The sequence below is a fragment of the Vulcanococcus sp. DEBay_Sum29NL08_54 genome, assembly GCF_017859255.1.
In the GTDB taxonomy this organism is placed as follows: domain Bacteria; phylum Cyanobacteriota; class Cyanobacteriia; order PCC-6307; family Cyanobiaceae; genus Vulcanococcus.
On record NZ_JAFMNJ010000037.1, the window covers coordinates 1 to 13,576 of the forward strand.

The following is a 13,576-nucleotide window of genomic DNA, read 5'->3' on the forward strand; positions in this document are numbered from 1 at the left end:
GGCCTCGCGACCGCTTGTTGAACTTACATCACCGAGTTCCCTCGGCTTTCGGTTCACAGCGGCGTCTCAGCCGCTGATCGAACCTACATCACCAGGTCACCCCAGCTTTCAGTTCGCTGCTCGCTCACCTCTCGGTTTGCTCGCAGCACATAACCATAACACCATCCACCCCCATCCCGTCAAACCCAATCCATGGGGCTGACGAAACCCCAGACCATTTCTAGGGTTTGGCAAGACAGGCGACGAGCGGGAGGCCAGTCCTGGCCAAGCAATTCAGCCAAGAGCGCCTTCGCGTCAGACCCAGCTCGCGCGAAGAGGCGGTCGTTGCGGCCGCAGAGGAGCACTTTGAGAAGACCCTGGTTCGCATCCGCGGTGAACTCGTTGGATCCGTAGCGGCCCTCTCCCATCCCGGCGGTGGGGATGAAGCCCTGAACTACGGCGAGGTCTTCCTGCGGGACAACGTCCCGGTGATGCTCTACCTGCTGCTCAAGGGCCGCTACCAAATCGTCCGCAACTTCCTCGATATCTCCCTGGAGCTGCAGAGCAGCACCTACCAAACCCGCGGTGTCTTCCCCACCAGCTTTGTCGAGGACGGCGACGAGCTTCTCGCTGACTACGGACAGCGCTCCATCGGCCGGATCACCAGTGTCGATGCCAGCCTCTGGTGGCCTGTCCTCGCCTGGCTCTACGTCAAACGCAGCAAGGACTACGAGTTCGGCGCCAGCCAGAAGGTCCAGCGGGGGATCCAACTGCTGCTCGATCTGGTCCTGCACCCCACCTTCGAGGGCACGCCCGTGCTCTTCGTGCCGGACTGCTCGTTCATGATTGATCGCCCCATGGATGTCTGGGGCGCTCCACTGGAGGTCGAGGCCCTGCTCTTTGGCTGCCTCGGTTGCTGCTGCCAGCTGATGGAGCTGGCGCAGAAAAGCCACAACAGTCGATTGCTGGAGCAGCGACTGGTCCTGACCAAGCAGTGGAAATACGACCTACGCCGCTACCTGCTCAAGCACTACTGGGTGACCAGCAAAACCATGCAGGTCCTGCGCCGCCGCCCCACCGAGCAATACGGCGAGCAGCAGTCCCTCAACGAATTCAACGTCCAGCCCCAGGTCATTCCGCCCTGGCTGCAGGACTGGCTCGAGGATCGCGGCGGCTATCTGATCGGCAACATGCGGACCGGCCGGCCGGACTTCCGCTTCTACAGCCTGGGCAATTGTCTGGGCTGCCTCTTTGGTCTGATCACCGCACCCCAGCAACGGGCTCTCTTCCGCCTGGTGCTGCACAACCGCGATGAGCTCATGGCCCAGATGCCCATGCGCATCTGCCATCCACCGCTCGAAGGGGACAAGTGGAGTGAGAAAACCGGATCAGACCCGAAGAACTGGCCCTGGAGCTATCACAACGGAGGCCACTGGCCGAGCCTGCTCTGGTACCTCGGCGGCGCCGTTCTGCTGCATCAACGGCTCTATCCCACGGCCGATGTCCTGCTGATGGGACAGATGCAGGCCATGCTCGAAGAGTGCTACTGGATGCAGCTCAACCAACTGCCAAGGCAGCAGTGGGCCGAGTACTTCGATGGACCAACCGGCACCTGGGTGGGACAGCAGGCGCGGACCTATCAGACCTGGACCATCGTCGGTTTCCTTCTGCTGCATCACATCCTGCGGGTCAAGACCGACGACGTGGACATGCTCGACATCAACGCGCCCTAAGGACGGGCACAAAAAAGCCCCGGCACGAGGCCAGGGCTGAAGAACACAAGCGCAGGGCTTTGGATCAGAACAGACCCAGGGTCAGGGACTTGTCGATCGGCAGAGCCGCACCGATGCCCAGATAGATGGTGAACACGGTGCCGAACAGGAAGGCACCCATGGCCACGGGACGGCGGAAGGGGTTCTGGAACTTGTTGAAGCTCTCGATGAAGGGCACCAACATCAGACCCAGGGGGATCATGGTCTGCAGAGCGATACCCAGCAGCTTGTTGGGCACCACGCGCAGGATCTGGAAGACCGGATACAGGTACCACTCAGGAAGGATCTCCAGAGGAGTGGCGAAGGGATCAGCCTTGTCGCCCAGCATCGCGGGGTCGAGAACAGCCAGGCCCACCAGGCAGGCCAGGGTTCCCAGGATCACCACCGGGAAGATGTAGAGCAGGTCGTTCGGCCAGGCGGGCTCGCCGTAATAGTTGTGGCCCATGCCCTTGGCGAGCTTGGCCCGCAGCTTGGGATCGCTGAGATCTGGCTTCTTAAGGATGTGCATGAGGGTGACCGACGTTGGAGTCGTTTGTTTCCCAGTGAAGGAAGGCTAGAAACCGCCCTGGGTGTGGCGGAGCCGTCAAAAGAGAAGCCGTCAGGGATCGCAACAAAGCGATCCCCTGGCGGAAATCACAAGGGACCGGAGATGCCCTGCTTCCGGATCATCAGGAAGTGCATGAGCATGAACACGGCCAGCAGCCAGGGCATCACGAAGGTGTGCAGGCTGTAGAAGCGCGTGAGGGTGGCCTGGCCAACGCTCTCGCCGCCGCGCAGCAGCTCAACCATGAAGTCACCGACGACGGGCACGGCTGCGGGAACACCCGAGACGATCTTCACGGCCCAGTAGCCGACCTGATCCCAAGGCAGGGAGTAACCGGTCACACCGAAGGACACGGTGATCACAGCCATGGTCACGCCGGTGATCCAGGTGAGCTCACGGGGGCGCTTGAAGCCGCCGGTCAGGTACACGCGGAAGACGTGCAGGATCAGCATCAGCACCATCATCGAGGCGCTCCAGCGGTGCACGGAGCGGATCAGCCAGCCGAAGCTGACATCGGTCATCAGGTACTGGACCGAGGCGTAGGCCTCAGCCACGGTCGGCTTGTAATAGAAGGTCATCGCGAAGCCGGTCGCGAACTGCACCAGGAAGCAGACCAGGGTGATGCCGCCCAGGCAATAGAAGATGTTGACGTGGGGCGGCACGTACTTCGACGCGACATCGTCAACGATGTCCTGGATATCCAGGCGCTCGTTGAACCAGTCGTAGACGGGCGATGACTTTCCGCCGGCGGCGGGTGAGGAGTTCGCCATGCAGCGATTGGGTTTGGTTGGCAGAGTCTACCGATCACCTCCTGCCGCTCGTGAGCGCGGCGCCGCTTGTGACATCACCGCCACAAAACCCGACTCCGCGGCGCTCGAGGGAGCTGAAATCCATTGCAGCGCTTGCGCTGTCCTGGTTATTAAGCCTCTGGCTGACCGCCGCACCTGCCCTGGCCCTCAACGATGGCCAACAGCTCGTGGTTGAGAGCTGGCGCCTGGTGAACCAGAGCTATGTCGATCCCGATCGCTTCGACACCATTCATTGGAAACGGCTGCGGCAGAAAGCACTGGAGCGCTCCATCCAGAGCAGTGCCGATGCCTACGACGCCATCGAGGCGATGCTGGCCCCGATTGGAGATCCCTACACCCGCCTGCTGAGGCCAGCTGACTTCCGAACGCTGAAGGCCAATACAGAAGGAAGCGTCAGTGGGGTCGGCCTGCAGCTCGGGATTCGCCAGGACGACACCGCCATCGTGGTCATTGCCCCGCTCGAGGGCTCCCCGGCGGCCGAAGCCGGCATCAGCAGCGCCAGCGTTCTCAAGAGTGTCGATGGTTTGAGCACAGCGGATTTGGGCCTGGAGGCCACCGCGGCCCGTCTGCGGGGCAAAGAAGGCACCTCCGTTCTGCTGGAGCTGATCACCCCGAGCGGCAAATCCCAAGAGGTGGAACTCAGGCGCCGGCAGGTGGACCTGCAGCCCGTCCGCAGCCGCCTGATCCAAACCGCTGGGCATCGCCTGGGCTACATCCGCATCACCCAGTTCGCCGAACCCGTCCCCCAGGAGCTGGCCAAGGCACTGCAGAAGCTGCAAGCCCAGGACATCGACGGCCTGATCCTGGATCTCAGGAACAACTCCGGTGGCCTCGTCAGCGCCGGCCTGGCCGTCGCCAACGTCTTTTTGGATGGGGGCCCAATCGTCGAGACCCAAAACCGTGATGGCTTTAGCGATGCCCAGCAGGCCAGCCGCGGCCAGCTCTATGACGGCCCGATGCTCACCCTGGTGAACGAAGGCACCGCCAGCGCCAGTGAAATCCTGGCTGGGGCCCTGCAGGACGACCAGCGCTCACCGCTTCTTGGCAGCCGGACCTTTGGCAAGGGCTTGATCCAGACCCTGATCGGCCTGGGGGGTGATGGCAGTGGTCTGGCCGTCACCGTGGCCCGCTACCTCACCCCCAGTGGACGGGATATCCAAAACCTGGGGATCGAACCCGACCAACGCCTGGCGGATCCCGAACCGCTCAATCCCGGCGGCGACGGGGACACCTGGCTGGAGATCGCCCTGAACCAACTCGCTGAGCAGATCGAAGCCGGATGAGCGCCCGCACCTATCACGATCCGCTGCACGGGGCGATCCGACTCTCCCGGCGCGAACCCGCCGAAGCCCTGGCGATCGATCTGATCGACACGCCGGTCTTCCAGCGGCTCAGGCGGATCCGGCAACTGGGGCCGGCCTACCTGACCTTCCACGGGGCCGAGTCCAGCCGCTTCACCCACTCCCTGGGGGTCCTGCATCTCGCCCGCCAGGCCCTGGGAAACCTGGGCCGCAGCCATCCCGAACTGAGCGAGCACCGGGGGGTGCTCTACGCCGCGGCCCTGCTGCACGACGTCGGCCATGGCCCCCTCAGCCACTCCGGCGAGGAGATGTATGGACTGCACCATGAGAGCTGGTCCAGTCGACTGATCCGTGAGCACCCCTCGCTCAGGGAGCCGCTTGAAGCCTTTGCTGAGGGCACGGCCGATCAGGTCGCCGACCTGCTGGAGCACGGCCGCTTTCGCAATCCAGCCATCAAGGCGCTGGTCAGCAGCCAGCTCGATTGCGATCGCCTCGATTACCTGCTGCGGGACAGCTACAACACAGGCGCCAGCTACGGGGTGCTCGACCTCGAGCGCATCCTGGCCAGCCTGACCCTGGCCCCCGATGGCCAACTCGCCCTGCAGCCCAAGGGGCTGATGGCTGTCGAGCACTACCTGGTGGTGCGCAATCTGATGTATCGGAGCGTCTACAACCACCGCCTCAATGTGGTCTGCAACTGGCTGCTGAACCGGACCATTGCGCTGGCCCGGGAACTGGGACCCGATCAGGTCTGGGCCGATGCCGTGATGCAGCGCTGGCTCTGGGAACCGAAGACCCTGGATCTGGAGGCCTTCCTGGGCAATGACGACGTGAGAACGGGCTATCACCTGCAGCGCTGGCTGGAGGAGGGACCGGCCCCGCTCCAGCAACTCTGCGGACGGGTCCTCAACCGAGAACTGCTGCGGGCCTCCGATCTCAGCCAGCTCCCCCAGGAGAGGCGTCTGGCGCTACTGGCTCGGGCACAGACCCTGAGTGAGGCGGCCGGACTGCGCCCTGATCTCTGCTGCGGCCTGCACCAGCAAAGCAACCACGGCTATCACCCCTATAAAGGTGGGCTTCGTCTCTGGGATGGGCATCAGCTCGGGGCCATTGAGCAGCGCTCACCGCTGATTCGCAGCCTGATCCAACCAACCCAAACCGCCTGGCTGATTCATCCACCGGAGATCACCCCGGCGATCCGCGAAGCCCTGGCCCTGGAAGTTGCAGCGGGAGATCCCTAAGTTGCACGCCATGCAGGCCGCTCCCCGTCGCTTCCAGCTCAAGCCCCTTCGCAAGGCTGAGGCCTCGGCACTCGATGAAGTCCGCTCACAACTGGGGGCGACAGACGGCCCTGGAGCTGCCGTGCTGGTCTGCGACGACCGGCTGCTGAGCCTGCCGGACCTGCGCGCCATCGCCGAGCTGCTCCAGCAAGCCCAACAACCCTTGGTTCGCGTCGAAGCCCGGGAGGCCCTGAGCCTGGTTCCCGCAGCGGCGCTTGGGCTCGAAACCGCCCTGATCACAGAGGCAGTTCCCGAGCCAAGCCGCCCTGCAGCGGAGGCCAGCGATCTCACCATCCACCGGGGCACCCTGCGCTCGGGCGATCACCTGCAGGTCGATGGCTCCGTGCTGGTGCTCGGAGACGTCAATCCAGGGGCCCGGGTCAGTGCCAACGGAGACGTTCGGGTCTGGGGACGGCTGCGCGGCATTGCCCATGCCGGCCAAGCGGGCAACACCGCGGCCCGGGTCGTGGCGCTGCAACTGCGCCCGCTGCAGTTGCGCATTGCCGACGCCGTGGCTCGGGGGCCTGAGGACCTACCCCCTCCGGGATTTAGCGAGGAGGCACTCCTGCTGGATGGAGCCATTGCCATCCGACCGGCTGAACCGCTCTGGCCCCAGGAGGCTTAACGGTTCACCAAACCAAACGCCCCCAGGCCAGCGGCCACGGCCATGAACCACAAGGGGGAGATCTTGGTGCGCAGCATCAAAAAACAGACAACTGCCGAGACCGCATAGGCGGGGGTGTCGTGATCGGAGATCCGCAGGATCTTCAGGCCAACGGCAAACAGCACCCCGAGGGTGATCGGTCCCATCGCGCGCTCGAAGGCCAGCCGAAAGGGGGAGGTCTTGAAGCGATTCCAACTCAAGGCCGCAATCACCATCAGCAGGGTGGAGGGCAACAGGATCGCCACCTCCGCCATCACCCCACTGAGCAGACCCCAGAGGGGACCCTCCTGAAAGGCCGCCCCCATGCCGAGCAAACCGACAATCATCGAGCTGGGGCCCGGTGCCCCTTCGGCAATGGCGTAGATCTCGGCGAACTGTTGGGAGCTAAGCCAGCAGTACTTGTCGACCGCCATGTAGTGGTACTCCGCCAGCAGCGTGTTCCCGCCGCCCAGGGAAAACAGCGACAGGCTGAGGAAGTCCCAGATCACGGCGATCAAATTGCGCCAATCCCCCAGATGGGCCGGTTGACAGACCGCAGCCAGCAGGCTGGTCATGGCTTTCTCGGCCAATACCAGGCCATCGCCAAGGGGCCCGCCACCAGCACCAACGGCACCAGGCGCACATGGAAGACCGTCATCGCCACAAAGCTGATGGCCGCCAGCAGCAGTGCGACGCGATCTCTCAGGTAGGCGGCGGCGATCTTGAAGCCCATGGACAGGGCCATGCCCGCTGAGGCCGTGATCACTCCCGCCAGGAGACGATCCACTCCCACCGACGTGTGCAAGTAGTAGTAGGCAAGCCCAAGTGCCATCAAGACGCTGAAGGGCAGCAACAGGATTCCCGCCAGGGCCGCCAAGGCGCCGGTCAGGCCACGGAAATGACTGCCGATATAGATCGCCATGTTGATCTGGTTGGGGCCAGGGAACAGGCGGGCCACCGTCAGGCCAGTGATGAACTCCTGCTTGGTCATCCACTCCTTGTCTTCGACGACGATCCGCTCGCTCCAGGCCGAGAGTCCTCCTCCAAAGGAGGAAAGGGCCACCTGCTGCATGCCCCAGAACAACTGCCGGTGGGTGGGATCCATCAGTCGTGCACGAAGTGGGGGTCCGGCGGCAGCTCGCCCTCCTCGTGATACGCCGGATCCAGGGGATCCGGGGCGCTGTACTTCTTGGCGGACTCCCAGTCGGCGTTGAACGTCTCCGATAGGCGAGCGATCACCTCTGGGGCATCCACCTCAATGCCCAGTTCACGGCGGAGATCAAAGGCGCTGCGGTCGATATTCATCGAACCGGTCATGGCGGCGCGCTCGTCCACCAGGATCAACTTGGCGTGCAGCTTCAACTGCTTTTGGCGCCGGATCTTGACCCCGGCGTGCTCCAGCAAGCGCAGGGAACTGAAGGTGTCGTAGACATCCCAATCGCTGAGGCCGTGCTTGCCGCCGCAGAGCACCCGCACCTTCACCCCCCGCTGCTTGGCGGCCACCAGGCGCTCGAGGATCACGGCGTCCACAAACTTGGGGTGCTGAATGCGCAGCGACTCCTGGGCGCTATCGATCACCCGGGCCATCTGCCCGCGGCTGTGGACGCTGCTCCAGACCAGGCCGACATCGAGGCGGGGCTCAAACGCGCGGCGTTCCCAGTCCGCGTCAAAGCCCGCCATCACCTGCTCGATCACCCGCGGGTCATGGCTCACGACGCCGTAATCACGGGTCTCGGTGAAGTACTTCTCTGAGAGGTTGAAGGTGGCGATGAGGGCCGCCTGACCATCGATCACCATCGATTTCTCGTGGGTGACCGGGAAGCGCTCGCTGGTCCAGGCCACCTCCACTCCCCAGCCCTGAAGCAAGGCAAAGGCCTCGTCATTCCAGCGGTCACCACCGGAGGTGTGGGGATTGAGCATCACCCGAATCCGCACCCCCCGTTGCTGGGCGCGAAGCAGGGCCTGCTCGATGGCCTCGCTCTGCAACTTGAACTGCTTGAGCAGGAGCTGGGACTGGGCCTGGTCGATCCAATCCACGACCGCCTGAGCCCCGTCATCGGGCATCACAAGAAGACGTTGACTGGCTGCCATGACGGCCCAGAGCTGACGTCTGATGTCTAGGAAGAAACGGCTGAATTGGCCTTAACCTTCACGCACGTTTCGGTGCGCTGTGGCCTCCAGTAGTCGCTTCATCCTGATCTGCTCAGGCAAGGGGGGTGTGGGCAAAACCACCCTCACCGCCAACCTGGGCATTGCTCTGGCCAGGCAGGGCATGCGGACCGCCGTGCTGGACGCCGATTTTGGCCTGCGCAACCTGGATCTGCTGCTGGGCCTCGAGAACCGCATCGTCTACACCGCCCAGGACGTTCTCTCGGAAACCTGCCGCCTCGAGCAGGCGCTGGTGAAGCACAAGCAGGAGCCCAACCTGGCCCTGCTGCCGGCGGGCAATCCACGGATGCTGGAGTGGCTGAAGCCCGAGGACATGCAAACCATCGCCGAGATGCTCGGCGAGAGCCACGACATCGTGCTGATCGACTGCCCGGCTGGCATCGAGGACGGCTTTAAGAATGCGGCCGCAGCCGCCAAGGAAGCCATCGTGATCACCACCCCTGAGGTGTCCGCCGTGCGGGACGCCGACCGGGTGATCGGCCTGCTCAACACCCGTGGCATCCAGCCGATTCAGATGGTGCTCAACCGGGTGCGCCCCAAGATGATGGCCAACCAGGAGATGTTGGCCGTGGATGACGTCACCGACATCCTGGCCCTGCCGCTGCTTGGCCTGGTGCTGGAGGACGAGCAGGTGATCGTGAGCACCAACCGCGGTGAACCCCTCACCTTGAGCGGATCCAACTCCCCTGCCGCCACCGCCTACAGCAACATCGCTCGGCGCATCTGCGGTGAAGACGTTCCGCTGATTGATCCCTCCAAGGTCAAGCAAGGCTTGCGCGCCAAGCTCAGCCGCCTGATGCAAACCAAGATTTTCTGAACTGATGAGCCTGCGCGAATTCATCGACAAGTTGCTTGGGCGTCAGCCCGCCAGCGCCACCACGGCCAAGGAGCGCCTGCAGCTGGTGCTGGCCCATGACCGCAGCGACCTCAATCCGGAACTGCTGGAGCAGATGCGGCGCGAGATCCTTGAGGTGGTCAGCCGCTACGTCGAGATCGATCTCAGCGAAGGCGATGTCAGCCTGGAAACTGAGGATCGCGTGACCGCCCTGGTGGCCAACCTGCCGATTCGCCGGGCCATCTTCAAACCAACTCCAGAGGCCGCGAGCGAGGAGGAGGCCGAGGAGCCCGCAAGCGAAGACGCGCCTGCGGCCAGCGAAACAGCCACGGAGGAAGGCGAACCCGAGCCCATCGTCAGCCAGGGCTGATCCAGGGGAATGCTTGGGGCAGTTGCCTCTCTCCATGGCTGCCCCCTCAGGCCTTCAGCCCACACCAGCCGAGCGGCGGGTCCTCTCTGAGTTGCGAGACGGCAAAAGCAACGGCTCAATCGCGGTCAGCCTCAGCCTCAGCCGACGCACGGTCGAATCCCACCTGTCGCGGCTGCTGGCCAAAACCGGTTGCCGCAACCGCACCCAGCTGCTGCTCTGGTCCATGGCCGAGCGATAAGCTCTGAGCAGGGGCCAGGCCCCGTTGCCGGCTTAGCTCAGTGGTAGAGCAGCGCTTTTGTAAAGCGAAGGCCATCGGTTCAAATCCGTTAGCCGGCTTGCCAAGGAATGTCTGAAAGACGTCACGCAATAGAACCGGCCGTCATAGATCGCCGTAAATCAAGAACTTTTTGGCGTGCCAACTAATTTTTAAGCCGAGGAGATTGAGCCACTCGGCTGAACGTCATGAGTGAACTGAAGTGCCCCTTCAGTGGACATGTTGGCGCCGTCACCGCCGCGAGCCAAGCGGAGCAAGGGCAATGGTGGCCCAACCAACTCGACCTGACGCTGCTGCATCAACACGGAGTCGCGAGCAACCCCTTGGGGCCCGACTTTGACTACTCCGCTGAATTCCAGAAACTCGACTACGCCGCTCTCAAGGGAGATCTGCTGGCGTTGATGACCGACTCGCAGCCCTGGTGGCCTGCGGACTGGGGGCATTACGGCGCACTCTTTATCCGCATGGCCTGGCATAGCGCCGGCACCTATCGCCTCATCGATGGTCGCGGTGGCGCGGGACACGGCAACCAGCGCTTCTCCCCGTTGAACAGCTGGCCGGACAACACCAATCTCGACAAAGCCCGGCGCCTGCTTTGGCCGATCAAGCAGAAATACGGCAACCGCATCTCCTGGGCCGATCTGATCATCCTCACGGGGAATGTGGCCCTGGAGTCGATGGGCTTTCCCACCTTTGGTTTTGCGGGCGGCCGCGTTGACCATTGGGCCCCAGAGGCCGATGTCTTCTGGGGCCGCGAGACCCAGTGGTTAAGCGATCAGCGCCACCAGGAGGACGGCACGCTCGATCAGCCCCTCGCCGCCGTTGAGATGGGGCTGATCTATGTGAATCCGGAAGGGCCTGAGGGCCATCCCGATCCGGTGGCCTCAGGCAAGGATGTGCGCGACACCTTTGCCCGCATGGGCATGACGGTCGAAGAAACCGTGGCCCTTGTGGCCGGTGGGCACACCTTTGGCAAATGCCACGGCGCAGCGCCGGCTGAGCACCTGGAGGCTGAGCCGGAAGGTGCAGGCCTCGAGCACCAGGGCCTGGGTTGGCAGAACCGCTTTGGCAGTGGCTGCGCCGAGCACACGATCACCAGCGGCATCGAAGGGGCCTGGAAACCCAACCCCACCCGCTGGGATCGGGGCTATTTCGAAATGATGTTCACCTATGACTGGGAGCTGACCAAAAGTCCTGCCGGAGCCTGGCAGTGGGTGGCCAAGGACGTGCGGCCTGAACACCTGATTCCCGATGCCCACGTCCCCGGGAGGACCGCCGCGCCGATCATGACCACGGCTGATCTCTCGCTGCGCCATGACCCGGTGATGGCGCCGATCGCCCGGCGCTTCCACCAGGACCAGCAGGCCTTCGCCGACACCTTCGCGCGGGCCTGGTTCAAGTTGACCCACCGTGACCTGGGGCCACGCAGCCTCTATCTCGGCCCGGAAGTCCCCAGCGAAGAGCTGATCTGGCAGGACCCCATCCCCGTTCGGAGTCATCCGCTCGTCGATGCCGCAGACCTAGTCGCCATTAAGGCTGACATTGCCGCAACGGGTCTGTCGGTCGCCCAACTAGTCAGCACCGCCTGGGCTGCCGCCTCCACCTACCGCGACTCCGATCGCCGAGGCGGTGCCAACGGCGGACGCCTGCGTCTGCAACCCCAGCGGAGCTGGCCGGCCAACGACCCCGACCAACTGGAGCCGGTGCTCCAAGCCTTAGAGACCCTGCAGCAGCAGTGGAACCAGCGTTTGAGCGGCGGCAAGCAGCTCTCCATCGCCGACCTGATTGTCCTGGCCGGCGGCGTCGGCATCGAGCAGGCCGCACGAGCCGCTGGGCTCCAGGTCGAGGTGCCCTTCCATCCAGGCCGCAGCGACGCCAGCCAAGCGCAGACCGACCTGGCTGCCTTCGGTGTGCTGAAACCGCTGGCCGATGGGTTCCGCAACTACCAGCGCAGCGGCCTACCCCTGCGCGCCGAAGAGCTCCTGCTCGATCGGGCTCAGCAACTGAGCCTGAGCGCCCCGGAGATGACCGTCTTAGTCGGTGGCCTGCGGGTTCTCGGGGCCAACAGTGGTGGCTCGCCGCATGGAGTGTTCACCCACAGGCCCGGCGTGCTGAGCACTGATTTCTTCGTCAACCTGCTCGACATGGGTACCGCCTGGACACCTACCGATCCGAGCCAAACCCATTACGAGGGGCGCGACCGCACGAGCGGAGAACTGAGATGGAGGGCCAGCCGCGCCGACCTGGTCTTCGGCTCCAACGCCCAACTCCGGGCCATCGCCGAGGTCTATGCCCAGGCCGATGGAGCCGAACGCTTCGCCCGGGATTTCGTCCGGGCCTGGACCAAGGTGATGGAGCTGGATCGGTTTGATCTGAAGGGATCAGCCTGAGGCACTCCGCAAGTGGTTCCAAATCGCACCCGTCCACTGATCCACCAGCACCGGGTCGCTCAGCACCTCGTGATGCTCCGCGGCCGACACTGGCCAATGGTTCGAATGCGGCGTGAGACGGGACAACTGCCCAGGGGGTAAAGCCGCCGGCCATGACCCGCTAATCAAGATCAGCGGACAGTTCAGCGCTGGGATCTGCCACTGGCCGAGCAGCTCCTGCAACCAAGCTTTCTGGTGAAGCTGCTGGGCTGACAGGCCTGGATACCAGCGACGTCCAGCACCACTGCGCCAGAGCCGGGCAATGCGCCGGCGCCACGCCCACTGATAGGTGGGTGACCAGGGGTTCACAGGGTCCAACAGGATGACGCCAGCCACGCCATGGCCGCGCTCAAGGAGCTCTGCAGCCATGGCATAGCTCAGCCAAGCCGCCACGGAGTAGCCGCCGAGCCAAAACCTCTGGCCCAAATGGGCCTCCGTACTGCGAAGCAGCGTGTCGACCTGCTCACGGGCCAGTGCCTCCAAGGAGGCACCGTTCGGGCCCCGCCAGGCCGATGGACAACCAGGGAAAATCTGCTGCACCAGTCCCAGCTCCGGTGGACGGCTGCTCTGCAGTTCCCTCAATCCGCCCCCGCACCACAGCAGGTTGCATGGACGCCAAGCGGCTAGCAATTGAGCGTGATCGAGGGAATCCAGCAGGGGGTGGAGCACGGGAATCGCTGGTAACGGCGGCCATCGCTTGGCCCCCAAACGCTCTGGCTGTTCCACACTTCCGCGCAGCAGGCCCAGATCGACCTTGCCGTTGGCGTTCAGTGGAAATTGATCCAGCGCGAGGAGACATTGCGGAAGCAACCGCGGATCGCCAAGGGACTCCCGCAGTCGTACCTCCAGAGCCTCCAGCTCCAGAGTCCGGCCTGCCTTGACGTCTCTTTCCAACCAAGCGACCAAGCCCTGCTCGCTGTCCATCAACTGCACGCGCCGGATCTCTGGTTGAGCCTCCAAAAGACGTCGCAAGGAGGAGAGATCAATCCATTCACCATGGCGCTTCAAGAGCTCGTTGCTACGGCCAAGCAACTGCAAGCCATGGCGTTCACTCCAGAGCCCAAGATCCGCGGTCAAAACCCGCATCGTTCCGTCCGGCTGCAGAAACGAGTCCAGAGACCAGCCATCCCCTACCTGCATCAGGACCCCCTCGGCCAAGGCATCCCCTCGC

At 63.8% G+C, this 13,576-nt stretch carries 14 protein-coding genes and 1 tRNA gene; 9 read left to right on the forward strand and 6 right to left on the reverse strand.

What is annotated here, in order from left to right; genetic code table 11:
• Window positions 1-260 precede the first annotated feature (260 nt).
• Entirely contained in the window at window positions 261-1,712 is a 1,452-nt protein-coding gene (locus tag QZ186_RS10025; RefSeq protein WP_247479771.1) for a glycoside hydrolase 100 family protein, read from the forward strand.
• Between the two features lie 64 nt (window positions 1,713-1,776).
• Here the strand turns inward: QZ186_RS10025 and petD are convergent, their stop codons facing one another.
• Both petD and petB read right to left on the reverse strand, forming a co-directional pair.
• A complete protein-coding gene (gene petD, locus QZ186_RS10030; RefSeq protein ID WP_010315067.1) occupies window positions 1,777-2,259 on the reverse strand; it encodes a cytochrome b6-f complex subunit IV in 483 nt (160 codons plus the stop codon).
• A 125-nt stretch (window positions 2,260-2,384) separates the two neighbouring features.
• A complete protein-coding gene (gene petB, locus QZ186_RS10035; RefSeq protein ID WP_010315065.1) occupies window positions 2,385-3,065 on the reverse strand; it encodes a cytochrome b6 in 681 nt (226 codons plus the stop codon).
• Window positions 3,066-3,082: 17 nt separating this feature from the next.
• Here petB and ctpZ point away from each other — a divergent pair, with 17 nt between their 5' ends.
• From ctpZ to QZ186_RS10050, 3 genes are read left to right on the forward strand one after another with little or no spacing between them, the layout of a single operon-like run.
• A complete protein-coding gene (gene ctpZ / locus QZ186_RS10040) occupies window positions 3,083-4,387 on the forward strand; it encodes a carboxyl-terminal processing protease CtpZ (protein WP_296416653.1) in 1,305 nt (434 codons plus the stop codon).
• On the forward strand, window positions 4,384-5,646 hold the full coding sequence (locus QZ186_RS10045) for an HD domain-containing protein (RefSeq protein WP_296416654.1): 1,263 nt from the start codon (window positions 4,384-4,386) through the stop codon (window positions 5,644-5,646). The genes ctpZ and QZ186_RS10045 overlap by 4 nt, the downstream gene beginning before the upstream one ends.
• 10 nt (window positions 5,647-5,656) lie before the next feature.
• Entirely contained in the window at window positions 5,657-6,310 is a 654-nt protein-coding gene (locus QZ186_RS10050; RefSeq protein WP_296416655.1) for a septum site-determining protein MinC, read from the forward strand.
• Here QZ186_RS10050 and QZ186_RS10055 read toward each other — a convergent pair.
• From QZ186_RS10055 to QZ186_RS10065, 3 genes are read right to left on the reverse strand one after another with little or no spacing between them, the layout of a single operon-like run.
• The gene (locus tag QZ186_RS10055; protein WP_296416656.1) at window positions 6,307-6,903 is read right to left on the reverse strand and encodes a chromate transporter; all 597 of its coding nucleotides are present in this window, start codon (window positions 6,901-6,903) and stop codon (window positions 6,307-6,309) included. The genes QZ186_RS10050 and QZ186_RS10055 overlap by 4 nt on opposite strands.
• Window positions 6,900-7,433, reverse strand: coding sequence for a chromate transporter (locus QZ186_RS10060; RefSeq protein WP_296416657.1), 534 nt, complete (start codon window positions 7,431-7,433; stop codon window positions 6,900-6,902). The genes QZ186_RS10055 and QZ186_RS10060 overlap by 4 nt, the downstream gene beginning before the upstream one ends.
• Window positions 7,433-8,419 carry a phosphatidylserine/phosphatidylglycerophosphate/cardiolipin synthase family protein gene (locus QZ186_RS10065; protein ID WP_296416658.1) on the reverse strand — a complete coding sequence of 329 codons (987 nt, stop codon included), beginning with the start codon at window positions 8,417-8,419 and terminating at the stop codon, window positions 7,433-7,435. Before QZ186_RS10065 ends, QZ186_RS10060 begins: the two co-directional genes overlap by 1 nt.
• A gap of 79 nt (window positions 8,420-8,498) precedes the next feature.
• On the opposite strand from QZ186_RS10065, the gene minD reads away from it, so the two are divergent.
• From minD to katG, 5 genes are all read left to right on the forward strand, one after another.
• Entirely contained in the window at window positions 8,499-9,314 is an 816-nt protein-coding gene (minD, locus tag QZ186_RS10070) for a septum site-determining protein MinD (protein WP_010315049.1), read from the forward strand.
• Window positions 9,315-9,318: 4 nt separating this feature from the next.
• A complete protein-coding gene (minE, locus tag QZ186_RS10075) occupies window positions 9,319-9,702 on the forward strand; it encodes a cell division topological specificity factor MinE (RefSeq protein ID WP_010315047.1) in 384 nt (127 codons plus the stop codon).
• 34 nt (window positions 9,703-9,736) lie between these two features.
• Complete coding sequence (locus tag QZ186_RS10080) at window positions 9,737-9,940, forward strand: helix-turn-helix transcriptional regulator (RefSeq protein WP_247479589.1); 204 nt, start codon at window positions 9,737-9,739, stop codon at window positions 9,938-9,940.
• Window positions 9,941-9,966: 26 nt separating this feature from the next.
• A tRNA-Thr gene (locus QZ186_RS10085) sits at window positions 9,967-10,038 on the forward strand.
• 126 nt (window positions 10,039-10,164) lie between these two features.
• Window positions 10,165-12,366 (forward strand): catalase/peroxidase HPI, encoded by a 2,202-nt coding sequence (katG, locus tag QZ186_RS10090; protein WP_296416661.1) that lies wholly within the window; start codon window positions 10,165-10,167, stop codon window positions 12,364-12,366.
• On the opposite strand, the gene QZ186_RS10095 is transcribed toward katG, so the two are convergent.
• The coding region (locus tag QZ186_RS10095) for a hypothetical protein (protein WP_296416663.1) at window positions 12,358-13,576 on the reverse strand (1,219 nt) is incomplete at its 5' end. The two genes, katG and QZ186_RS10095, sit on opposite strands and share 9 nt — an antisense overlap.

Coding starts and splice junctions, on each gene's coding strand:
- petD (WP_010315067.1), bottom strand. CDS start 2,259: ATGCACATCCTTAAGAAGCCAGATCTCAGCGATCCCAAGCTGCGGGCC.
- petB (WP_010315065.1), bottom strand. CDS start 3,065: ATGGCGAACTCCTCACCCGCCGCCGGCGGAAAGTCATCGCCCGTCTAC.
- QZ186_RS10045 (WP_296416654.1), top strand. CDS start 4,384: ATGAGCGCCCGCACCTATCACGATCCGCTGCACGGGGCGATCCGACTC.
- QZ186_RS10050 (WP_296416655.1), top strand. CDS start 5,657: ATGCAGGCCGCTCCCCGTCGCTTCCAGCTCAAGCCCCTTCGCAAGGCT.
- QZ186_RS10055 (WP_296416656.1), bottom strand. CDS start 6,903: ATGACCAGCCTGCTGGCTGCGGTCTGTCAACCGGCCCATCTGGGGGAT.
- QZ186_RS10060 (WP_296416657.1), bottom strand. CDS start 7,433: ATGGATCCCACCCACCGGCAGTTGTTCTGGGGCATGCAGCAGGTGGCC.
- QZ186_RS10065 (WP_296416658.1), bottom strand. CDS start 8,419: ATGGCAGCCAGTCAACGTCTTCTTGTGATGCCCGATGACGGGGCTCAG.
- minE (WP_010315047.1), top strand. CDS start 9,319: ATGAGCCTGCGCGAATTCATCGACAAGTTGCTTGGGCGTCAGCCCGCC.
- QZ186_RS10080 (WP_247479589.1), top strand. CDS start 9,737: ATGGCTGCCCCCTCAGGCCTTCAGCCCACACCAGCCGAGCGGCGGGTC.
- katG (WP_296416661.1), top strand. CDS start 10,165: ATGAGTGAACTGAAGTGCCCCTTCAGTGGACATGTTGGCGCCGTCACC.